This is a genomic window from Loigolactobacillus bifermentans DSM 20003, assembly GCF_001434575.1.
GTDB classification, from domain to species: domain Bacteria; phylum Bacillota; class Bacilli; order Lactobacillales; family Lactobacillaceae; genus Loigolactobacillus; species Loigolactobacillus bifermentans.
In genome coordinates, this window is sequence record NZ_AZDA01000096.1 from 1 (window position 1) to 351 (window position 351).

Consider the following 351-nt stretch of genomic DNA (forward strand, 5'->3'; position numbering starts at 1 on the left):
ATTCTCAACCATTTACGTCTAAGCTGGTCACCAGGAATGATTGCTCACGAATTTAAACTAGCTACTAAATCTATTTATAATTGGCTAAATCAGGGGAGAATTGGTTTCTCCTTGAATGATCTACCTGAACATGGCGTACGCCAACGGCGTAACGTTGACCAACGATCCAAATATAATCAATCTTTGGGGCGATCAATTGAACAGCGTCCCATGATGATTAATCAACGTAATCGCATCGGCGATTTTGAACTAGATACAGTCGTTGGTCCTCGTGGGCATAGTAAGGCAGTTTTATTAACTTTAATCGATCGCAAATCACGGTTCCTTTGGGCATACCGGTTAAAAGATCGG

1 protein-coding gene is annotated in these 351 nt (G+C 41.6%); it reads left to right on the forward strand.

All coding sequences use genetic code 11. The features are described from left to right. Positions 1 to 351, forward strand: a 351-nt coding sequence (locus tag FC07_RS11730) for an IS30 family transposase (RefSeq protein WP_157050152.1), incomplete at both ends; no start/stop codon positions are given.